At 58.4% G+C, this 20,779-nt stretch carries 14 protein-coding genes and 8 pseudogenes; 12 read left to right on the forward strand and 10 right to left on the reverse strand.

Annotated features, from left to right (window positions below):
- Positions 1-495 precede the first annotated feature (495 nt).
- From CI41S_RS12925 to CI41S_RS12945, 5 genes and pseudogenes are all read right to left on the reverse strand, one after another.
- On the reverse strand, positions 496-882 hold the full coding sequence (locus CI41S_RS12925; protein WP_139859419.1) for a hypothetical protein: 387 nt from the start codon (positions 880-882) through the stop codon (positions 496-498).
- Positions 883-2,076: 1,194 nt separating this feature from the next.
- Positions 2,077-2,629, reverse strand: a pseudogene (locus CI41S_RS44285) (transposase family protein); the annotation flags it as partial.
- Between the two features lie 62 nt (positions 2,630-2,691).
- Positions 2,692-3,488: pseudogene (locus CI41S_RS12935) on the reverse strand (YopJ family acetyltransferase).
- A 437-nt stretch (positions 3,489-3,925) separates the two neighbouring features.
- Positions 3,926-4,477 (reverse strand): annotated as a pseudogene (locus CI41S_RS12940) (NEL-type E3 ubiquitin ligase domain-containing protein); the annotation flags it as partial.
- Between the two features lie 386 nt (positions 4,478-4,863).
- Positions 4,864-6,168, reverse strand: a pseudogene (locus tag CI41S_RS12945) (MFS transporter).
- Positions 6,169-6,481: 313 nt separating this feature from the next.
- Here CI41S_RS12945 and CI41S_RS43420 point away from each other — a divergent pair.
- The 3 genes from CI41S_RS43420 to CI41S_RS12960 all read left to right on the forward strand — a co-directional run bounded on the left by CI41S_RS43420 (position 6,482) and on the right by CI41S_RS12960 (position 11,310).
- On the forward strand, positions 6,482-6,805 hold the full coding sequence (locus CI41S_RS43420; protein WP_172628021.1) for a hypothetical protein: 324 nt from the start codon (positions 6,482-6,484) through the stop codon (positions 6,803-6,805).
- Positions 6,806-7,075: 270 nt separating this feature from the next.
- Positions 7,076-10,483 carry an autotransporter outer membrane beta-barrel domain-containing protein gene (locus CI41S_RS12955; RefSeq protein ID WP_244626499.1) on the forward strand — a complete coding sequence of 1,136 codons (3,408 nt, stop codon included), beginning with the start codon at positions 7,076-7,078 and terminating at the stop codon, positions 10,481-10,483.
- A 632-nt stretch (positions 10,484-11,115) separates the two neighbouring features.
- Positions 11,116-11,310, forward strand: a complete 195-nt coding sequence (locus CI41S_RS12960; protein ID WP_139481120.1) for a hypothetical protein — start codon at positions 11,116-11,118, stop codon at positions 11,308-11,310.
- Here the strand turns inward: CI41S_RS12960 and CI41S_RS12965 are convergent.
- The 4 genes and pseudogenes from CI41S_RS12965 to CI41S_RS12985 form a co-directional block, all read right to left on the reverse strand.
- Positions 11,307-11,714: pseudogene (locus tag CI41S_RS12965) on the reverse strand (PIN domain-containing protein). The gene CI41S_RS12960 and the pseudogene CI41S_RS12965 sit on opposite strands and share 4 nt — an antisense overlap.
- 125 nt (positions 11,715-11,839) lie before the next feature.
- A protein-coding gene (locus CI41S_RS12975; protein ID WP_244626514.1) for an IS630 family transposase occupies positions 11,840-12,728 on the reverse strand; the annotation gives its coding sequence in 2 pieces (ribosomal slippage) (positions 11,840-12,446 and positions 12,445-12,728; 891 coding nt in all).
- A gap of 153 nt (positions 12,729-12,881) precedes the next feature.
- Positions 12,882-13,024, reverse strand: a pseudogene (locus CI41S_RS44290) (FitA-like ribbon-helix-helix domain-containing protein); the annotation flags it as partial.
- Between the two features lie 193 nt (positions 13,025-13,217).
- Positions 13,218-13,463, reverse strand: a complete 246-nt coding sequence (locus tag CI41S_RS12985; protein ID WP_172628022.1) for a hypothetical protein — start codon at positions 13,461-13,463, stop codon at positions 13,218-13,220.
- Between the two features lie 246 nt (positions 13,464-13,709).
- On the opposite strand from CI41S_RS12985, the gene CI41S_RS12990 reads away from it, so the two are divergent.
- The 9 genes and pseudogenes from CI41S_RS12990 (at position 13,710) to CI41S_RS13035 (ending at position 20,237) form a co-directional block, all read left to right on the forward strand.
- The gene (locus tag CI41S_RS12990; RefSeq protein WP_139859427.1) at positions 13,710-13,970 is read left to right on the forward strand and encodes a hypothetical protein; all 261 of its coding nucleotides are present in this window, start codon (positions 13,710-13,712) and stop codon (positions 13,968-13,970) included.
- Between the two features lie 8 nt (positions 13,971-13,978).
- Positions 13,979-14,533, forward strand: a complete 555-nt coding sequence (dcd, locus tag CI41S_RS12995) for a dCTP deaminase (RefSeq protein WP_139859429.1) — start codon at positions 13,979-13,981, stop codon at positions 14,531-14,533.
- Between the two features lie 305 nt (positions 14,534-14,838).
- On the forward strand, positions 14,839-15,012 hold the full coding sequence (locus CI41S_RS13000) for an RNA-binding protein (RefSeq protein WP_244626500.1): 174 nt from the start codon (positions 14,839-14,841) through the stop codon (positions 15,010-15,012).
- Between the two features lie 477 nt (positions 15,013-15,489).
- Positions 15,490-16,278, forward strand: a pseudogene (locus CI41S_RS44295) (SDR family NAD(P)-dependent oxidoreductase).
- Positions 16,279-16,557: 279 nt separating this feature from the next.
- On the forward strand, positions 16,558-16,881 hold the full coding sequence (locus CI41S_RS13010; protein WP_139481118.1) for a helix-turn-helix domain-containing protein: 324 nt from the start codon (positions 16,558-16,560) through the stop codon (positions 16,879-16,881).
- Positions 16,856-18,133 (forward strand): type II toxin-antitoxin system HipA family toxin, encoded by a 1,278-nt coding sequence (locus CI41S_RS13015; RefSeq protein ID WP_139859433.1) that lies wholly within the window; start codon positions 16,856-16,858, stop codon positions 18,131-18,133. The genes CI41S_RS13010 and CI41S_RS13015 overlap by 26 nt, the downstream gene beginning before the upstream one ends.
- A 91-nt stretch (positions 18,134-18,224) precedes the next feature.
- Positions 18,225-18,913, forward strand: a pseudogene (locus tag CI41S_RS13020) (amino acid ABC transporter permease).
- A gap of 491 nt (positions 18,914-19,404) precedes the next feature.
- Entirely contained in the window at positions 19,405-19,680 is a 276-nt protein-coding gene (locus tag CI41S_RS13030; protein WP_139859435.1) for a hypothetical protein, read from the forward strand.
- 8 nt (positions 19,681-19,688) lie between these two features.
- A complete protein-coding gene (locus tag CI41S_RS13035) occupies positions 19,689-20,237 on the forward strand; it encodes a GNAT family N-acetyltransferase (protein WP_139859438.1) in 549 nt (182 codons plus the stop codon).
- A gap of 94 nt (positions 20,238-20,331) precedes the next feature.
- Here the strand turns inward: CI41S_RS13035 and CI41S_RS13040 are convergent, their stop codons facing one another.
- Positions 20,332-20,649 carry a hypothetical protein gene (locus CI41S_RS13040; protein WP_244626501.1) on the reverse strand — a complete coding sequence of 106 codons (318 nt, stop codon included), beginning with the start codon at positions 20,647-20,649 and terminating at the stop codon, positions 20,332-20,334.
- Between the last annotated feature and the right edge of the window lie 130 nt (positions 20,650-20,779).

The following is a 20,779-nucleotide window of genomic DNA, read 5'->3' on the forward strand; positions in this document are numbered from 1 at the left end:
AAAGCTTGAACCATGAGCGAACTCGCGGACGAATAGCGGCAACCATCACCGCTGCAGGCTGCGAATATAAACCGAAATATAGACAACGTCGATCATTCGCATGATCACCACACCGCCTCAGTGTATCCCTAACGGCTGGCCCACAGAAATCAATGCGCTCATGCCATAGAACCACGCCGCCAGCGGCCTTTAGCTCGCGGCCTCCCGCGTTCTTTCGCCAGCAGCCGCGGCACGGACCGGAACATAAGCGATGCGGTTCTCTATTTCGATCGTGGCCTTATGCAAAATACGGGCACTAATGCCTGGCCGGCCTTGCTGCCTTTACACCCGCATCCGTTTTCAGCAAACGGCGGCAATGAGCTGGCCGCTGGCGGCTCGAAAATTCTTCGCTTCTACCGAAAGCGCATTGCCATCAGAACTGGCCGATCAGACGATCTTGGGGAAGTATTGCGCGACCGCCCCAAGCTCGTCGCTCATATCGATCGACTCGACCGCTCACCGCTGATGTTGTTGTATCTTGAGATTATCCAACAATTTCGAGCCTTCACTGAACGATCTCGACCAGGATCGCTCTGCAAAGTCCAGATAGATTTTCAGCAACTCGGAGGGATTTTTGACCTCGGCAACGACTTTTAGAAAATTGGCCTGATCGTGCAAAGAGGAAGCAGCCAATCTCAATCCGTCTTTCAAAGCCGCCGCGAAGAAGTTTGTCGTTGCTTCGATCGACTTCTGCCATTCTGGAAACACAAATGAGCCGCGCGCGGCTGCGGTCGACTCCTTAGTGTGCTCGGCGGCGCCACCTAGCCCAGCGGCCGATGCCTGGGCCACTTGCGGCCCTTGTTGTGTACGGCGTTTCTCGTCTTCGGCTACACTCGATGCCATTGCATGTCTCCTCACTGAAGGACTGTAACGTTATGATTGGTTTCGCGGCTCAGCTCCCATCAACCGTCAGAGCCTAACACGATCTCCAATATGTGATACCTACCTCTTTTGGTAGCTTCGATCGCAAGGACTGACTTCACGACGACATACAACGCGAGCATGCTAGCGGCGGATTATTTAGCTTGCTGGACTCTGGTAGGCGCCCGACGGCAAATTGCGGCGATAGTATTCGCGAGCAGAGGCGATACAGATCGCTGAGCGCCGGATTGTGTAGGACGCGAACGGCAGGGCCGCCACGATGACGCCATCGCGGTCAATCAGCGATTGGTTCGAAGAGGCGGGGCGCAGAAGTACGATGCGCGTTCGCTTGCATGGTGGCGACTTTGGTCTTCTAGGGGGCTCGATTTGGGCGGCCGAGAGTGTGTGGTGGATTTTGCGACGATAGATGCGCGAGGGGAGATTGCCGGCTCATACGGTCATTGGCCGTGCTTTGAGGTTCCGAGGCTGTATTTCACGAAGAGCAGCTTTTGCAGACCGGGGGAAGCGTCTGCAAATGGCATGTCGCAAAGCCGTTGAAGGGGCTAAGCAGCATCCGGGGTAAAAAAGCAGGTGGATTGAATCGGGAGGTTTTCAAGAGAGCTCGACTATGCCGACCTCACCGAACGCTGTCAGGGTTTGGAGCGCCTTGCACTCGAAACGGCAGGCACGCTTGAGAATAATGCTTAACGTCAAATGTGTGCGTGATGTGCTGGCCCAGAGATCTGGAAGTGATGCGCGATGACTAGCTGCAGTCGCTCCCAACGGAAGCCGTGAAGCTCGAGCTCAATCCGGTCCACCGCAGTCGTCGGGCCACTAAGGGCTTAGGTCTGACCTCAATCAGTAGCGTCCGGCTAATGACACATCTGTCCGGAACCCATCACCACCGTACAGGTAGCCTAGTGTAAAGCGTTCTTTCTTCTCTTTATGGCCTGACTCTCGCACGCTGGTTGCTGATACATGTATGGTTTGGTTGCTTAGATGACGGCACTCGTTAAACAGCCCAGCCGCTTCTTAGCGCACGCTCGTCCGGGTGGCGCCTCGAGCTGTCCGTTTTTCCATGGTGCGACCCTCAGGCGCGATCGGCGTTCCGATATTGGAACGATGCTACCTTGGTCCGCTGACAAGAACGCACGCCGCGTCGAATCCTCTCGCCCTGTTGCCGGTCAGTACAGTGTGGATCTGGTAAGGGACAACTGCCGCCAACTCGTCGAGGAGGGCTCTGGCCGCGGCGCCCGTGGCCTTTCTCACCAGCCATGCAAAGGCATACTTGGCGGTCCGGTCCACCGCCACGAAGAGATAGAGTTTGCCTTCCTCGGTCGAACCTCGGCGATGTCGATGTGGAAGTAGCCAATGGGGTAGCGCTTGAAGGGTTGCCTGGCTGGCTTGTCGCCGGCGATCTCGGGCAAGCGGCTGATCCCGTGGCGCTGCAGGCAGCGGATCGTTGCCTGCAATGCGTAGAGACAGTCATCCAGAGGCAGCAACGTGTGCTTGCGGAAGGCGACGACCATCGCCTCTTCTGCGGTCGAGAGCGCACGGTCTTGGGGCCCATCGGCGCATTGTGGACGAAGGCGCGTTTACGCCACTTGGCGACGGGCTTCTGATTGAGACCGTGCTGGGCGGCTAATTTTTTGAGCGAAGCCTTCGATCGTTGTATCGCCGCTCGGGTGGCGTGCGTGGTCGTGGCGCTGCCATGGAGTATCTGGCCCATAGGTCCTCCCGGAATGAGGACCAGCACGGCTGATTCCCCGCACTCCGGGACTAGGCACCTAATCAGATAGCATGCTGTCCAATGCCCTGCGGATCTTGGTCGCCCGCGACGTCTCGATTAGATGCACTGTAATTTAGAGGGCCGCGCTGGACAGCAAAGGCTTCGCGCCTTTCGGCCAACGATTCCGATTTGGGGGCGCGACTGCTGGTACTCACATCTTCGTCTCTGAAACCAAACCGGTTGCTTGCAGCTTCCTCGATGACTTTGCCCGAGTGGGAGTGCTTGTAAAACAACGCCGGGAGGACCTTTTCCCGTGAAACAGATTGATCTCAGCATGTTCGAGCATCGCGTCCGCCAGTGCAGATTGCATGCTGAACATCAGGCAATCGCTAGCAGATTTCTGCGCGCCAACCCCGATAATGGCCCACTTCGGCTCCGTCCCCAGCTGTTGTAGCGTTTCCCGTCGCGGTTGGGAGTATGGGGCGATGAAGGTGTAAAGGTCGGCCGGCTCCATCACGATGACCGTCGGAGCCGCCGCGGCCCGGGTTCGAACATCAGCAGCAAAATGGTGCGCCTCGCCATCTGCCAACCGCACGATAGCACGCCAGGCACCGGTCGATGATCGGTTTGTCAACGCTTCGAGAAAACTGGCAGGCGAACCCATGTATCTGAGATTAAGATCCGGGTAACGCTTGTTGTAGCTGTCAGCTAAGCGATCAATATTGTCGACATCGAGGGAGAGCAGTTTTTCGTCGGTCTGGATGTTGGCGGCCAGATTGCGAGCGACTTGCTGACCGTAGTCGACTAGGCCGGGCGAAATTCCCGCCTGGCTGGCACGCTGAAGTGTTCGCCTAAGCAACTGGAGTTTTTCGTCAATGCGGGCCGGCCGAATAGGTTGCGACGTGGTTCCGCGATCGGTCTCACGAGATGGCCCGGCCGAGTGCTACCATTCGTCAATGGATCGAGGCGGGTCCGATCGCACGGAATCCAGCTGAGCAGCAAAATCAGCTTCCTGGGTCGGTCCGTCGTCCTGAGAAGTCTCGCGCCGTACGCTCAGTCGTGAAATGCAGCCGCCCATTCTTACCTCTTGTTGAAAGGAACCCGACCGGGCTCGCCACGAGCTCGCCCGCAAGGGCTGATATGAGTCTAAATCGCGCATTGAGCGCCGTCGAAGGTCCGGGATGAGGCTTCTCGCTCGATGGTGCGAGCGCTTGCCACGGTTGACTAAGGTTCCTGAGGATTAATGATGAGAGCTGCATCAGGAGTCCCTGATGTCTCTTAGTTCAAGGGCGCGCTTCATAGCGCGAGGCCGCGGTCTGCGAGCAACTGATGCATCAGTGCGCCCTTGATCTCGCGGGCGATTTCCTTATTGATCTGGGCACCGAGCTCCCGCTCGGCATCGGCGTCGCCGTCAGGCCATGCTCGGCAAGCCGCTGCGCCAGGCGGCTGTTGAACTCGTCGCCCATCGCAGCGAGGAGCCGCTCCTGCATTACTTCATAGGCTCGGGGCGCAATGCGGCTCACCACCGTCTCCCGGGGTTGCCAGCGGGTCGCCAGATAGTCGGCGAATCCCGTCGCCTCCTGGTTTCGCACCGACGTCTCGGCCGCAGCAATGTCGTGCTCGGTGACGTGCGAGACAGCGAACAAGCGCATGTTCGGAGCGATGTGCAGCAGCTGCAGCACATCGCGCAGCTTGACTTGATAGGCGAGATAAACCTCGATCGTCGTCGACGAAGCGGAGCGAGCTGACCTTGTCGCGCGCAATTCCCTCCAACGCGTCCAGGCGAAACATGACGCGGCCCTGCTGCAGGAGCTCGTCGAGCCGCTCGTCATAGGCTCCATTATCCACCGTCAAATCGAGGAGAGATCAGCGGGACCCGTCAGTGTGGATAGGCATGCGACGTTATGAGGCTTAGCTGTCGATAAGCTGACGGGCCTCGGAAGAATTCCTTTGCAGCATGAGCGGGCAATAGACTGTCGAGAATTTTGAGCGCCCAAGACGATAGCGGCGATCTGGGTCGGAAGAGCGCGGTAGGCAGGTTCTTCCGAGTCAACCCAAACCCGACAAGAAGGCGCGGCGCAACACCAGAGCTTCCTTAAAAAGATCGAACGCTTCATCGAGACAACTGTTGCCCATCGCTCAGGCCGATCTACTTCCTTGCCGGAAGACTTGACGCGCGATATGACCGGGGAGTGACCTGTGATCAGATCGTCCAGCGCTGCGATAGGCTTCGCTTATTCGCAGCGCTTTGAATTTTTCGGCGGCGCGGTCTCGAGCATCATCAGCATGGCGCAGAGTCCGGCCGCGTTGGCGACAAGCATGTACCAGGCGGGCGCCAGCGCGTTTCCGGTAACGTGGATGAGCCAGGCGACGACGGGGTTGAGCTGTGCCTCCGAATATCGCTATCGCAAAAGCGTAAATCGTCGCAAAGGCGCCACCGCGAATGTTCTTGGGCAAACCGTCGGCCATACTCACATAGAAGGCGCTATACGGGATCGTTCCGATCAGGGTGAGCGCGCCGAGGCCTCCGAGAAGTGGATGGCACTGCGGCTTTCTACGATCCACAAGAACACCGGATAGGTCATCAGCAACGCAGTGATCTGCGGCCATATCATGATGTGCCGGCGTCCGGCCCGATCCGCGAGCCAACCGCCCAGCAGTGCGGCAGCAATTCCTACCGTATTGCTGACGAGCGTGGTGGCAAAGGCGAGAGGCGCAGAAACTTGCAGGGTGTTCAGCGCATAGGTGGTCATATATTCCCTGATGTAGGTGATAACCGTGCAGCTGGCCAAAACAACGAATCCCAAACTCATCATGCGGCGAGCGGCAAGCGATCTCCTTACAGGCCGGACTACGGGAGCCGGCGCTTCGGCGCGGTGCAACGTTTCGGGCAGGGCGCTCCGCAACCAAAGTCCAAACGGCAGCGTAGCGGCGCCAAGCAAAAGCGCGATCCGCCATCCGTACGCGTGCAGTGCCTCGCTTGTCATGGTGGGGGAGAGTATTTCTCCAACCAACGCTCCGGCGGTTGCAGCTATCTGCTGGCTGGCAGGCTGAAACGAGACAGCAAGACCGCGGGCCTCAGCCGGGGCCGCTTCCATCAAATAGGCGGTCGTCGGGCCAACCTCACCGTCCAGCGCGAAGCCCTGCACCAAGCGTGCGAAAATGACCAGCAACGGAGCGGCAACTCCTATTGTCTCGTACGAAGGCGTAATCGCCAACACAAGGATCGCGGCGCTCATCATTGCAAAGCTGGTGGTCATCGCGGGCTGGCGCCCGACCCGATCCGAGTACGAGCCGAGTACGATGGCCCCTATCGGTCGCGTCACAAAACCCGCGCCAAACGTCGCGAGCGACATCATGAGGCTGGCGAACGGGTCGCTTGCTGGGAAGAACGCCTGACCGATCTGGATAGCGAAAAAGCTGTGGGTTCCGAAGTCGTAGAATTCAAGAATATTGCCGATCGTTGCACCCAACACGGCGCGTCCGGTCAAGCGTTCGTCTGCCGCAACGAGGACCGGCTCCAGCTTCTTTCGAGTCATTTGTCCGGCCATCCTCCATCCGTCTGAAGCGCGATGGTTGGCCTGAGCATTTCGATCGGTGAGGTCGCGCCACATTCCACTTTACCTACTCTTATGCCGTCTAGTTGAGGTGGCCGGCTCCGCGTCTTGGTGCTCTGCATGTGCCTGACGCATGCCGGACCGAAGCTCACGACGGTGAGTGCAGTAAGAATGCCCGCCCTCGCAACCCCATTCAAAACTTGAACTGATCGCGGCAATCGCCAGCAAGGATGAATGAAGGAACATTCCAACTGCCGGAGGGGCGCTCCAATGCAGTGGTGAGTTTGCGACAACAATGGCCGTCGTCGAACAGGGCAGTGTCTGTTTTACACGAAGAGCCGTCGCGCATGTTGCTGCGTTCAGCTGGTTGCGCACGGCGGACGCACCAGGCGATTTGGCCCGACTTTTGCTGCGCTGCTTGTTGGTTGCGCGCAGCCGCCGCCTTGTCGGATTGGGTCTGCTGCAGAGTGCAGGACCTTCGTGCGATCAAAAGACAATAGGAGTTCGCATTGCTGAAGGCACCATGAAATCAATCGATATAGGCGCGGCGCCGCAGGCATCGGGCGGTCATATTCGGTCTGACGAGCAGCGCTCGGCAGGTCGCAAATGGCAAGCGTGATGTGCCAGAGTCTGAGCTCCAGGAATGTGGAATCAAAGTCAGCAGCAATGGGGGCACACCTCCTTGAGTGGACTTGGTTTCATCAAAGCCGCCCCAGGGAAATGGCTTTCCTTTCGTATTGAAGTGCTGACGTCAGGTATCGCGCGCGAACGACGTACGCCGACGTCTGACCAATGACGGTCGCGCTTCATTCGCCCATCTGCGTGCACCGGTGCTCAAGTTAGATGGCAAAGCACGCCTGTAATCAATGCATCGAATAGAATGTGTAGTATGAAGACGAAGACGAAGACAGTTACGGCCATCGTACTTGCGGTTAGTGCGTCGCTGGGTTCGCCCAGTAGGGCCATTGAAACTTTCGATGTCACGGACACGAACGGCGTGACCTTCATGCGAACGCAGATATTCGGACCCGGCGATGGCCCTTATTGGGAAGGTGACGGGGCTTCAACGAGGAATTTGCAGAAATCGGAAATAGATCATTCATTGGCGGGGATTCAGTATTGGGCAGAAATCATCAAGGTTATGCCGGGTCACGCGCCGGCCATTGTCAACTTCGGGGGAAATAGCGAGAAAAACGCATCTGCCTATAGTGGTATGTCCCCCGGTGGCGGCACCAAGGTGCAGGCGGCACTCATGGGCCAGGATCCAGGCGAGCTGCACCACGGCGCGCATGGCATGGTTACAATTGGCCTGATGGGGTTTTCGTCCGAAGCATACATCCCTTCGCAATTGCCGACGACTCCAGAGATTGGTCTTACGCCCGTAGTGATCCATGAGCTCGGCCATGCACACGGTATGCTCAGCACTATCAACTATGAACCATCTCCGTATTTCCCTGGGCCGATATCAACGTATTTCCCTGAAAAGATAAATGCGTGGACGGAGCATTTGCGCGACGACAATGGCAAACAAGCCAAGCCCGGACAGACGATCTATTGCTCCGTCTGCACGAACTTACCAGCTGACGACGTTTTCGATCTGCGCCGCGATCGGGGCTATTTCGCCGGGAAGCACGTGAGTGAAGTGCTGGCCGGTGCCATGCCGGGTATTCCGGTGCGCGTGATGAGCGAGGATGGTCGACGGGATGCGCCCTTCGTCTCGCATAGCGAGCTTAAGAACAGCCTGATGAGCCACCAGGGGTACCGGAACTACACCGCCCTGATGGAGGCGGAGATCGCCGCGTTTCAGGATATGGGCTACAGCATCGATCGGCGCAACCACTTCGGTTACTCCATCTACGGCAATGGTCAGACTCTGGTAAACGACAATCCCTTCTTCGCTCGTAATGCTGACGGCACCGCCTATCTGCCGAATACGTACAATACGGCTACGCTCGGACTTGGGCTGCACGTCTACGGCAGCGGCAATACTGTGGTCCAGCGTGCCGACCTGCTTTCGAGGGGAGCAGGGGGCGCCGGCATCCGCGTCGACGGCGAAAACAACCAGGTCATAATCCCGCCCGGAACCCGCGTGTACGCCGATGGCGCCTATGGGCGCGGCGTCATGTTCGCCTATGGCAAGGATCATACGTTTACTCAGCGCGGGGACGTGCAGGCTCTCGGCGAGCATGGCATCGCAGCAAGTTTCGATTTTGGTAACAATGCGATGGGCAATGACCTTGAATATCGTGGCTCGTATATTCGCACGATTGGCAATAACGCGGCCCCGATGCTGAACGAAATCGACGGTCCCCTCGTCAGCAAGTTCGATCTGACCGGGCGCCTGACTGGCCGTCATGCAGCGATGTACATGTCGAACAATGGCTACGTCAGCGAGATCAATGTGATGCGTGGCGCAATGCTGTCAGGGGACATCCTGTCCGATTACGCCCAGCTTGACGAGAACGGTACTCCCCGCCTGACCAAATTAACGTTCGGTATGATGCCGGATGCAAACGGTCACTCAACGCAGGAGCCCGACGGAAGCTTTGCGACCCGCTATGAAGGAAATATCGTTGGACGCAACCTGTCGCTGCAGCTGTCCGGTGGCGACACTTTGTTGACCGGCAATCACGAAGTGTATGACGCAACTGTTGCGCAAGGCGCAACCTTGTCCGGCAATGGCAGTTATCTGCTCAGTACTGACGGGCGCTTCACCAATAGCGGTGCTGTCGCGCCGCTTATCGGTCGCCTTGATAACAGCATAACGGTGGATGGCGACTATCTGCAGACCTCGACCGGTCGCTTGCAGGTCGCGGTGAATGATAGCGGTGCGTTCAGTCGTCTGGTGGTGAACGGCAATGCGACGCTCGACGGCACGCTCACGATCACCCCGCAGCGCGGCTGGTATGGCAGCGGCTTTAGCTTCTCCTCCAACCAGTGGCTGAATGCAACAAATCTCACGGGCTCGTTTGCGAATGTGACGACATCGTTGCAATCACCAACCTTGCTGGCGAGTGCTACAGCCGAGGGCGGCAACACCTATGCGTTGACGCTCTCCCGCCCATCCGATGCTTACTCGCGGTATGGGGCCGATGCCAACAGCCGCAAGGTGGGCGCGGCGCTCGATCAGGTCGCCGGCAACGCCGCGTCGGGGCTGCACCCGCTCGTCGCGGCACTCGACTTCTCCTCGCCCGACGGCACGGCGGTGACATCTGCGCTGCGACAGCTCTCGCCCTCGATCTATGCGTCCGAACAGGGCAGACGTATCAATGACAGCTTCTATGCGCGATCGGCGGTCTACGACCGCCTGGAACAGGCGTTTGGCGGGGCGCCATCATCAGCGATGGCGGCAATCGGTTATGGTTCTGAGCAGAAAAGGCCAGCTGGCGATTCCGTCCCTGCCATCGGTGCCATCGCCGCGGCGTCTTCTGATCCGCCATCCTATGACCTGCAGGGTTATGCCGCGTGGGCTTCTGCCTTTGGCGGATGGACGACCCAATCAGGTGACGGCAATGCCGCAAGCACCAGATCCAGCATCAGCGGCTTCATGACCGGTATCGACAGGCCGGTATTTGAGGACTGGCGCTTCGGTGTTCTTGCGGGCTATAGCCGCTCCACTTTCAAGACTGGCGCTGCTTCTTCGTCAGGCCGCAGTGACAATTACACGTTCGGGACCTATGCAGGCACCGAGTGGATCCTGCCGGAAGGAACCCTCGCCTTCCGCTCAGGCATTGCCTATACATGGCACGATCTTGAGATGAGCCGCAACGTTCGGTTCCCCGGGTTCAACGACAACTTGATCTCGGATCACGATGCAGGCACTTCCCAGATCTTTGGAGAACTGGGTTACAAAGTCCATCTCGGCAAGTCTTCTGTGATCGAACCCTATGCCAATCTCGCCCATGTTCGCGTCGCGGCGGATGCTTTTTACGAAAGGGGATTGAACGGGGCGGCGCTTGATGTTTGCGCTGACACGATGGATACGACGCTCTCCACGCTCGGGGTCTACGCGACCACCCGTTTTCAACTTGGCCACATTGCCACGACTGCGCGCGCTGATGTTGGCTGGCGTCATGCCCTAGGTGACATTATTCCGCTGTCGACAGCCAGCTTTGCTGCAGGTTCCGGCGCTTTTGCAGCTTCAGGCGTATCCATTGGCAAGGATGTGGCGCTCGTGGAATCCGGTCTGGACTTCCAACTTTCGAGCAACAGCACCCTTGGCATCGCCTATCAAGGCCAGTTCGGTTCTGGCCTCACCCAGAACGGACTGAATGCCACCTTCAACGTGAAGTTCTGATACGCATGCTCAATCCATCGTGGCCCGGCGCGCTGCGCGCAATGGACCAAGTTGGCTTCGATCCAGATCTCGTACCCAGAAACCTGACTCCGGGGTCTCCGTTGTCAATTGTGGTCCTGCCGAGGCCCCGGTCGCCCCGGGAATGTTCTCTGCTTGAATATAAGGGGGAACTTGAACTTTAGGGCTGGCGGAGTGGGCCCGACTGGACCTCGTCGGCGAAAGCGGGAGGAGCACCAGAAGTGAACGGGGGCACACTCGAGGGGGGCGGACGCCTCCAGCCGGTATTCCCGCCGACGGAGTGCCTCGTTACAGGGCCATTTACCGGGAGGCGTGGTGGGCCGGACAGGTGCCGCGTCGGTCCAGAGCGTCGTGCACTTCATCGAGCTTGATGGAGGCCTGCTTCGCGACGAGCTGCCGTAGGAACTCCTCATGATCGTCGATCTGTGACTGGACTGCGAACTTGCGCGGCGCGACGACACCGGTCTTCCGGCAGACCTCGGCCCACCGTTTGGCCTAGCGGTAGGGTAGGTCCAGAGCAGGGTGGGATAATGTCAGGATGGCGAGTGTCCGTCTTACGTTTTGTGGATCTGCCGTGGCCTGGTTGATTTCTCGCCGGGACAGGGGAAGCAATCGTGGACGCCGAGGGCGCAGTGCCAGAAGAGGGGACCGGCTGGACGGCCGAGCAGGTCGCCATCGTGGTCGCCAATTATTTCCTGATGCTCGAGCGGGTAGCGGGCCGGCGAGAAAATCAGGCTATGCGGATCACGGTGTGGAGCAGGTCCAATTCTTCGTTCAATCCGCAGCCGAAGCGTCCGGACGCCTATTAGCTGGTCGCGGTCCAGGGATTGATTGTCGTCAGACCGCCAGCATTGAACGCAACCCGTATCGCGCGATGCCACGGCGAAGGCGTGTGCGGCGGCGATCGCGGCAATGTAGCCATCGGACGTGGGGAAGCCTTTTCCGGCCGCGCGCGCCTTAACGGCGAGTTCGGCATAGCGCCGCGCCGCGGCGGCATCGAAGGGCAGGATGCGGGCCGTGAACAGGTCCAGCACGCCGTCGAGCGCAACTGCCAGCCCGTCTTGCGCCTGCCGCGCCGCAGCGCGCCGATACCGAACAAAAGTTCGGCGACGGTAACGCTAGAAAGAAACACCGTCTCGGCCGCTTGGGCGTCGAGCCAGTGGCGAACCGATGGATGTGGTTCGGGCCTCAGAGACCACATATCGGGCAGCATCACTCGATTTGCATCGGCTCAGCGGGACGCACGTCGCGTCCATGTTCAAGTGCCTCGACATCGGCATTGGTGAGGCCAATCTTGCGGCTCATCTCCGAAAGGGCGGTGCCTAGAGCAGATTCTGATCAGACGCGATCATAGCCGGCAGCGGCGAAGAAGTTCAGACACTCTTGGGGGATGAAGGCGGCCAAGGCGAGGGCGATAGCGTTGACCAAAGCCTCGATAGATCTGGCGGCCGCCTTTCGAAGGGCGGCTTTGAGCTTGGCGAAGGCCATTTCGATCGGATTGAGGTCGGGCGAATAAGGCGGCAGATAGAGGAGCCGAGCGCCCGCTGCATCGATTGCGATGCCGACCTCGGCCCGCTTGTGTGCTGCGAGATTGTCCATCACCACGATGTCGCCGGGCCTGAGTGTCGGCACGAGGACTTGCGTCACGTAAGCCTCGAACGCCGAACCATCCATGGGGCCATCGAGGACCATCGGCGCCGTCATGCCAGTCGCCCTGAGCGCGCCGACGAAGGTCGTCGTCTTCCAATGACCATGCGGGAGCGCTGCAACACAGCGCTGGCCGTACGGCGAACGGCCATAGAGCCGCGCCATCTTGGTCGAGGCTCCGGTCTCGTCGATGAACACCAACCGGTGGATGTCGATCTCAGGCTGGGATGCCTTCCACGCCGCGCGTTCAGCGGCGACGTCCGGCCGATCCTGCTCGCTGGCGTGCGATGTTTTTTTTGAACGTGATGTTGCGGCGATCGAAGAACCGCCAGACCACGCTCGGCGCGAAACGCTCGCCGTGGACTTTGAAGAGATGATCGGCGATCTCGGCCAGCGTCATGTCAGGCGTAGCCTCGACCAGGGAGAGGATCTCTGCAGCATGCCCCTCGATCCGAGCCGAACGCCGGTCGCCACCCTGCGCTCCCGCCTCACAGGCGCCGGTGCTTCGCCACTCGCTGACCAGTTCGATCGCTGTCGACGGCGCCACGCCGAACCGGCCGGCGGCGCCCCGACAGCTCATGCCTTCATCTTCCACGGCCCGAACAATGCGAAGGCGAAGGTCCGGCGAGAGGGTTTAGCCATGGGGGCTGGCCTCCATCACCAGCCCTCAGGGTGAATCACGATTTGCCCCGGAAGGGAATCCCTTTCGATTCCGCCAGGTCGGAAAATGCTCTAGCCGCAGCCGGCCCTGGGGACGCACGGCGGCCTCCAGAATGGCGCGCATTTCCGCTTCCGCGCTGCGATTGTGCTGCGCCGCACGGACTTCAGGGCGCGATGCGCCTCCTCGGAGAGGTTGCCGATGGTGACAGCGGGCATGATAGCGTCCTTCGGAGATTGATTGCGATGATATCAAAATCGAGCTCTTGATGGCATTTTTCAGGGGTGATCGCGGTGCTCACGCGCCGGGCCCGGGAAACCTAAGATGAGCACGGCTGTCCCGACGGCGACATGCCCTCTCTCTGCGGATAATCCGATTTTTTCCAACATCCGGTAGTGTCTCAGTTTGAATTTAGTCCCAGTCGTTATCGCCGATTTTTGTAAAGCCGACGCCGGTACGATCAAAGACGGAATCAAAGACGCGGGCATCAGAGCATCTGGGGCAGTAGTTTTCCCATTTCCCCTCGTGCTCCACGCTCTCCCAACCTTCGGCTCGGCTTAGTAGGTCGACTGCCTGTTGGAACACTTTCAGGCCGGTATTGTGCTTGTTGGGGCAGCGGTCGCAGTAAGCCACTACATTGCCCTTGATGTATCTCATCATTGATGTGCCCTCCGGTCGCCAATGGACCTTTGCCGGTGGAACCTCATATAGGAACTGCTTCAGGGGAGCCCACGTTGCCGGGCGGACTCATCTGGCTAAAAATCTTAACCTTATCCCCAAAATGTTCTTTCTTTGTTCTCATTTGTGCATAAGTTATTAGAGCGTCGGAAGTTTTTCCGACCAAAAATGCAAGGCTAGAGATGATTCGCTATTGATAGCGATACGAGAGCGGGAGATACTTCCATGATGCGCCTTAAAGTCGAAAAAATAGGTCAAGGTCTTCACCCAACTGAGGTTGTGGTGGGCGTTAAGACGACTTCAGGCGTTCAGCAGCTATATATCGACAACGACGTGCTGGCGCAGGATTCAACCGTTAGCGTTGGATGGCCTGTCGCACAGGACAAATCTGGAGCCACGTTGCTGGTGGAACTTCCTGGTGAAACAGCCAATGGCTCTTGGCGGGTTTGGGTCGACCGTGAGGATTTGCAGACCCAAGAGAGATAAAAAGCCGCATGATTCTGACGGATCGTGAAATCAAACTCACTATGGCGGCGGGACAGATTGAGATCGACCCGTCGCCAGAGGCTGCAAGTTTTTCCTCGACAAGCGTGGATCTCACGCTGGCCTCTATAATCCGTGTCTATAAGCCAACTGTGAAAGGGGCTAGCACGGTCATCGACCCGTCAGTTCCTGATTTCAATGCGAAGGAATTAATTGAGGGGCTCACTGAGCAGCGTGAGATTCAAGGGGCGGGTTACGATCTTCCCATAGATGAATTCCTGCTCGCTTGGACGCGCGAGAAGGTAAATCTAAAGGAGCATTCTAGGATCGCTGGACGCGTTGAGGGCAAAAGCTCTTTGGCTAGATTGGGTCTCGCTGTCCATGTTACCGCTCCTACTATTCACGCGGGTTTCCGTGGGCCGATCCAGCTTGAAATCAAAAATCACGGTGCTTTGCCGATCCGTTTGCGGACCGGAATGAAAATCTGCCAACTCATATTTGAAACGACGCTCGGAATGCCTGATCGGGCTTACAAGGGGCAATTCCTCGGCCAATCCGCAACGTAAGCAGCATTGCGAAGCTTACCGCTAAGCATTACTCTTGAGCTGACGATTTAGGGCGGCCAGGAGAACCCTTATGCCTTATGTTATCGAAGTATATCGCGAAGGCGCATTGGTGGCACGTCCAGCGCCCTACGATGTCCACATCGAGAATGCTAAGCACGTAGCTAACAGACTAGGCGTCGCTAACAGGGGTAATTTCGTTCGCGTCCTAGATGAGGATGGCAGGCTTGAGCTTTGGTCGGAACGGTTAGATGCCAAGAGGCCCTAAAGGCGAAAAGCGTCCCGGCGACGTGATCGGCGCTGCCGTCATGATCGGCAAGATCGCCACCGGCGAGATCGTGGAAGGGCAGCCCGAAACAAGGGCTGCGGCTGCCTTGGGTAAACGGGTCGGCAAAGCGCGAGCTGCCAACCTCACGCCGGAGCAGCGGTCAGAAATTGCTCATATTGCCGCAGAAGCTAGATGGAAGAAGGGCGACCGCTAGGCCACCCCTCCTTCTTCATCCGGTGCATTCCGGCGCAATTCGATATCGAAGGTTAGGTCCATCGGTAGCTGAATAGGCTCTTCCGTCGCGTGCACGGAATTCCAATGATCCAGAATTGCCGATCCTGTCATGCTTGATTTTTCCCATTCAGCTTCGAGACGCGAACATGAGGGGGATCGATTTTCGATTGGTTAGCGGCCGGCTCGGAAAGCATCTATGGTTGGCAAATCCTTGCGATTTGAAACCTCTCTGCCCCCTCAACACGGGACGTCTGATTTCCAACCGAAGAATCTTGGCCATGGGCATGGTTGGGTTCTGGATACGGGGCAACTTTTGGTACGTGGCCGAAATAGCCTCACTCGCCATCCACCGCCAGAACGAACGTAGACTGGTTGGAGAAGATCAGCGACGAGCGGTATCGGGAAGTGATGCGTCGGTGCTGTAGAGTGCGCTTCAAAACATCTGCAGGTGCAGCGCATGGCTATCGTATTCATTACCGGCAGTACGGATGGTCTCGGCGGCGCAGTCGCTTCTCGATCAGGGGCATCGATTGGTGCAGCCCGCGCGATCGGCAGATCGCGCCGCAGCCCGCGGAGAACTCGCGTTGCGCTCCGAACGAGCTCTGGTCGGGGACCTGCAGAGCGGCGCCGAGACGAAAGGCATCGCGGACCAAATGAAGGCGATCGGGCGCATGGATGCGATCATCCATAACACCGGCGTCTATACACAGCGGAGTCGTGGTTCAGCTCCGGAAGGCCGTGCTGGAACGCTGGCGATCAATGCTCTTGCACCCAGCTTGCTGACGGCACTAATCGAGCGCCCCCTAGATTGGTTTTCTCAGCAGCGGATTGCATCGCGGCGGGGGAGGCTCGTTGGACGACCTCGATTGGACGAAAAGGTCTTGGGATTCGGCCAGGACCTACGCCGAGAGCAAGCTGCACCTCGTCGCGCTTGCGTCCGCGCTGGCACGATGCTGGCCAAGCGTCCTAAGCAACGCGGTCGATCCAGCTGGGCGCGCAAGAAGACGGGCGGCGCGCGCGCCCCGGTAGATGTCGAATGGGTCAGAAGATCGCAATCCTGGCCGGCCGTGAGCGACGATCCAGCCGCGCTAGTTAGCGGCCGCTACTGGCATCGCCTCCACAGCAGGAGCCGGCCAATGAGGCGACCGATCCGAGCTTTCAGGATGAGCTCATCGATAAATTGGACAGGCCGACCGAGGCAAAACCGCCCGCGGCGGACCGATTGCCTGCACTTAAAAAAATATGAAAAAGTTCCTTGATTTTGGCGTGTCACCGACGCCGTCGAAGACTTCCTCGACGGCCGTTTTCACTCGACGGCGGGAGCCACGGATGTCCATGCGGACGCGAAGGGGGCCCGCGCTGGTCGAGATAGCTGTAGGCCATTGGGGACTCTCTGACCAAGAAGATATGTTTGCGGATCATCTTATCGCTATATGATACGTAAACAGATCTAAACCTTGACGAGATTGGCGGTAAATGATACCTTAGCGTATCTTTTAAAATAGAAAAGATATGTAAACGGATCATGAAGCGGAACTCAGAAGCAACCCAGCAGCTGGGACGCCTCCTCCGGGGTGCAAGGAAGCAAGCGGGCCTAACTCAAGAGCAGGTGGCCGAACGCGCGGGCATTTCCCGGCCGCGTTACCGCGATATTGAGCAGGGCAACGCCGCTGCGCGGGCGACTACGCTGATTAACGTCGCGCGCGCTCTCGGCATGGAGCTGATGCTGATCCCACAGGCCGTGGTACCCGGCGTCAACGCACTCCTTCAGCCCTCCGAAGACGAGGATCGGCCAGCGTTCACCACCGATATGGATGACGATGATGAGCACCCGGGTCCGCGCCCCTAATGCGGTTCAGTCGCTGGACGTATTCCTTCAAGACCTCAAGGTCGGAACGCTCGTGCGTACGCCAGGCGATTTCAACGCCTTCAGTCTTGACCCGGCCTATCGAGCCATCGCGCGGCCCCCGACATTGAGCCTCTCGTTCCGCTCCGCCGATGGTGGCCTTCGCAAGGATCCGAAGCCCGCAGCACACGTGCTGCCCGCGTTCTTCGCGAATCTGTTGCCCGAGGACAAGCTTCGCGAGGCGATGGAAAAGCACCACGCGGGAGCAGTCAGGCAAGGAAATGATTTCGACCTCCTGGCGGCGCTTGGCGAAGATTTGCCAGGTGCAGTGCGCGTCGTGCCGAGCGACGGCAGCACCACGATAGCGGTTCAAGACAATCCACGTGAGATTAAAGCGCGGTTTTCCTTGGCGGGAGTTCAGATGAAGCTCTCCGTGATGAAAAATACGGGCAAGAGTGGCGGACTGAGTTTGCCCATCGGCGACGAGCAAGGTCAGTACATCGCAAAATTCCCCTCGACCAATCTTGTCGGATTATCGGAAAACGAGTTCGCCGTTTTGGCGCTGTCCGAAATCCTCGGAATGGATGTGCCGGAACGCGAGCTTGTCGAAAAATCCGATTTCGAGGGAATTCCCGAAGAATTCAATACACTGTCGACCGGCAAGGTCTTGCTGGTGAAGCGTTTCGACCGTGGACCCAAAGGTACCCGAATTCACATCGAAGACTTCGCTCAGATCTTTGGCCGGCAGCCATCCAAAAAATACGACGACGCATCGTACCACGACATCGCCTCCGCGCTGAACGTGGCGATTTCGACCGACGCCGCACTCGAATTCGTTCGCCGACTGGCACTTGCCGCGCTCGTCGGCAACGGCGACATGCACTTGAAGAATTGGTCCACAATATACCCAGGCGATGGTTGCGCTCCGGCCATCGCTCCCGTGTACGACGTCCTATCAACCACCGCCTATTTTCCGAAAGACGATATGGCTTTCTCTTTGGGAGGAGAGAAATCCTTCAAAGCGCTTACTCTGGACCGCTGGCGAAAGTTCGCCAATCGCGCGCGGCTACCCGAACCGGCGGTGATCTCGGCCGTTGAGGAGGTCGTATCGTTGGTTAACGACCATTGGCGGCAGCTCCCAGAGCGGGATGTCGTGCCGGCCGCTGTTCTCAGTAAGATCGATGCCAAAATCGAGGAGATGAGCCCGGTTCTAGATCCCAGCCATGTTCCGAAGCCTTCCCTGGCTAACCCCTAAGCTTGGTGCTGCCCGGCTTTGGATTCGCGGTAGCGCTGATTTCGCTACCTCAAGGTATTTCGCGTAGGCCTGGCAGTATGGAGGTCTTGAAATGAACAGCCTCGATTTTTCGATTGTCGTGCAGGCATGGCCCTATATGGTCAGGATTGCTATTCTCGCTTTTCTTGACTGCAGCCGCCTTCCTGGTTCGGATGTTTCTTGGAACGCCCTTCGCCCTGCTGCAGCACTTTGAGCTCCGCATTCTGAGCCAACTCGTGCGTAGCTATGTCGCCCTGTTGCGATCGGTTCCGCTCATTCTTGTCCTGTTTTGGTTCCTGGTGCCCATCGTTCTGGGGCATCTCTCAGGCAATGGCCGTCCGATTCCGGTCGGTGCCACCTATATGGCGTTCGTCACGTTCGGCTTGTTCGAAGCCGCCTACTATTCCGAAATCATCCGCGTCGGGTTGCGCGCAGTGAACAAGGGCCAATTCGAGGCTTGCCAGGCTCTCGCCCATGTCGACATTCGATACGTATCGTCATGTCGTCCTTCCGCAGGTGTTTCGGGTCGCCAGCCCGATCATACTGAGCCAGACCATTATTCTTTTTCAGGATACGTCCCTCGTTTACGTTCTATCGCTCACTGATCTTCTTGGTGCAGCTTCGAAGCTTGCGCAACTCAATGGTCGTCTCGTCGAGATGTACCTCGCAGTGGCCGTTGTTTATCTCATCATAAGCTCCGCCGCGTCCCAATTCGTCGCCTTGCTCCGCAAGAAATCCGCAATCGCGGGCGCCCACCGATAGTCAATCGATTATCTGGTGACCCGTTGTTCCTGGGGGCTACAAGCTGGAGATCAGTATGCAACAAGAGCGCAGAGTTAGCCTCTCCGACCAGGCGTCGATGGTTGTCGTCGAGCATCTCGTCAAGCGGTTCGGCAGCTTCAATGCCTTGAGCGACATCAACCTCAACGTCGCAAAAGCCGGCAACGGCGACGCGGCGCCCCGGCCAGCAGGGCGGCATCGGCCAAGCGCCGAGTATGTCATTGGCGGCCGAGCAGCATCACCTACAGCTGGACTCCAGCACCAGGCACGCGCTCGAGCTCCCGGCCAGACGCTTTCTTTGGGCGCGACTGCCGGCTCCATCCGCCAGTTCGACGACAACTGCGAGCCCACGCCGACATCATCTATACCTCTTACAGCTTGCCGGCACCGATTGGAGCACGCGCCGGTAACATTCTTCTCAGCAGCGGGCCGCGCTCATCATTGGCCTGGCTGCAGCTAGGACATTGCCGACGATGGCGCTGCCGATCAATGCTGACGAGGTCACGCCCGATTACGGATCACAGATCGTACTTGATCAATTGCCGCCACTTACCTCCGTACCGCGCCTCAAACTTGTAGTCTTTCCGGGCGAGTCCAACGACTCATGCCGTAACGCGAGCGGGAAACGATATCTGGGCCGGACCACGATTCGGGAGTCGAGCGGCGTGTTGTCCTGCGACGATGGCAGCGATATTTTTCGCTGCGCGCTTGGTAGCGACCGAATCGATTGGACGAATGAGAGGGAATGAGGATAGACGTGAGCAAGCCGCATTGGCGTCCGGCCAGCACGACCGACATTACTGCGATCATCGCGATCGCAGAGCGCATCCATCCCGATCTTTTTGAGCGGCCTGACGTGTTTGCGGAGAAGATGCGGCTTTGTCCCGACGGCTGCCGCGTGCTCGTCGGGGACGAAGGGATAGTCGGCTACGGCCTTGCCCACCCCTGGAAGCAGCATCAGATCCCGCCGCTCGATTGCTTCCTAGCAAGCTTGCCCGACGATGCGGACTGCCTCTACGTGCACGACGTGGCCGTGTTGCCCTTCGCCCGCGGTGGTGTAGCGGCCGCCTATATCCGGACGCTCGAGCAACTCGCACGCTCGTCGGGGGCAGTTCTAGCGTTGGTCTCGGTCTATGCCACGCGGCCGCTATGGGAACAGTTCGGCTTTCGGTCCGTCACGACGAATGCGGAATTGCGCGCAAAGCTAGCATGCTACGGCGAAGCTGCGACCTATATGCTCCGGGATCTCGCTGCAGCGCCGTCTCCTCGCCCTCCCACGCCAAATGACGACATCAGAATCCGCTGATCAGGCACAGACCTAAGCTCGCGAGCAATCGCTTTGCGGACGGATTGTTCGAGTCTTCGAGGGTGGAAGATTTGTTCCTGTATTATGGCAGATCTTACGTTGTAAGCGTGCTGAAAAGGCCCCTCCGGACCTGAGAACCAGGCGTCGAGCGGCCTATTGCGGCGAGGTCCCCGAAAAGGATCTCCAGGTTCTTGTATTCACCAGCGAGCCGCATGGCCGTCGGCAGATGCTCATCCAGCTTCAACGCCGCGTAAAACGCCGGCACGATGCCGGCGATCAGCGCCATGGTAGCCGTGAGGTATTCGTACTTGTTGTCGCCCTTTAAGATTTCCCAGCTTGCAAGCGCGCCGAAGATGATCGGCACTACAACGAACACAATGCGCGTAGTGCGCAGCGCGCGAAGCCAGACCATGAGGGTGCTTGACGTATAGGCACCTATTCCTAGTCATGCTGCACGCCCCGCTTCGCGACGAAGCGCTAAAGTACCGCCGGATGAAGGGCTGCCTAGCTCTGCACTTGACGTAACCCTTCGCTCCACTTGA

The organism is Bradyrhizobium ivorense (assembly GCF_900696085.1).
GTDB classification, from domain to species: Bacteria; Pseudomonadota; Alphaproteobacteria; order Rhizobiales; family Xanthobacteraceae; genus Bradyrhizobium; species Bradyrhizobium ivorense.

Coding starts and splice junctions, on each gene's coding strand:
- CI41S_RS12925 (WP_139859419.1), bottom strand. CDS start 882: ATGGCATCGAGTGTAGCCGAAGACGAGAAACGCCGTACACAACAAGGG.
- CI41S_RS43420 (WP_172628021.1), top strand. CDS start 6,482: ATGGCCGTCGTCGAACAGGGCAGTGTCTGTTTTACACGAAGAGCCGTC.
- CI41S_RS12955 (WP_244626499.1), top strand. CDS start 7,076: ATGAAGACGAAGACGAAGACAGTTACGGCCATCGTACTTGCGGTTAGT.
- CI41S_RS12985 (WP_172628022.1), bottom strand. CDS start 13,463: ATGAGATACATCAAGGGCAATGTAGTGGCTTACTGCGACCGCTGCCCC.
- CI41S_RS12990 (WP_139859427.1), top strand. CDS start 13,710: ATGATGCGCCTTAAAGTCGAAAAAATAGGTCAAGGTCTTCACCCAACT.
- dcd (WP_139859429.1), top strand. CDS start 13,979: ATGATTCTGACGGATCGTGAAATCAAACTCACTATGGCGGCGGGACAG.
- CI41S_RS13000 (WP_244626500.1), top strand. CDS start 14,839: ATGATCGGCAAGATCGCCACCGGCGAGATCGTGGAAGGGCAGCCCGAA.
- CI41S_RS13010 (WP_139481118.1), top strand. CDS start 16,558: ATGAAGCGGAACTCAGAAGCAACCCAGCAGCTGGGACGCCTCCTCCGG.
- CI41S_RS13015 (WP_139859433.1), top strand. CDS start 16,856: ATGAGCACCCGGGTCCGCGCCCCTAATGCGGTTCAGTCGCTGGACGTA.
- CI41S_RS13030 (WP_139859435.1), top strand. CDS start 19,405: ATGGCGCTGCCGATCAATGCTGACGAGGTCACGCCCGATTACGGATCA.
- CI41S_RS13040 (WP_244626501.1), bottom strand. CDS start 20,649: ATGGTCTGGCTTCGCGCGCTGCGCACTACGCGCATTGTGTTCGTTGTA.